This window comes from Photorhabdus sp. RM96S, from assembly GCF_042879335.1.
GTDB classification, from domain to species: domain Bacteria; phylum Pseudomonadota; class Gammaproteobacteria; order Enterobacterales; family Enterobacteriaceae; genus Photorhabdus; species Photorhabdus kayaii.
Map to the genome: position 1 here is coordinate 1 of NZ_JBHFKT010000251.1, position 266 is coordinate 266.

The following is a 266-nucleotide window of genomic DNA, read 5'->3' on the forward strand; positions in this document are numbered from 1 at the left end:
AATGCCCTGACCGGTGACGGTGAAAGTAATGCCGCGACGATGCAGCCCGGCGTGCTGTTCACCCTGACCGGCCATCCCCGGGACGACCTCAACCGGCTCTGGCAGCTGGTCAGCGTCACCCACCGGGGCAGCCAGCCGCAGGCGCTGGAACAGCGCGCCGGGGAGAGCGGCACCACCCTGCGCAACGATTTCACCTTCATTGCCGACAATCAGCACTGGCGCCCGGCCCCGTTACCCAAACCGGCGATGGAGGGCCCGCAGATTGC

At 67.7% G+C, this 266-nt stretch carries 1 protein-coding gene; it reads left to right on the plus strand.

The features are described 5' to 3' along the window. Window positions 1-266, plus strand: a 266-nt coding sequence (locus ACGF49_RS25215) for a contractile injection system protein, VgrG/Pvc8 family (protein ID WP_387493533.1), incomplete at both ends; no start/stop codon positions are given.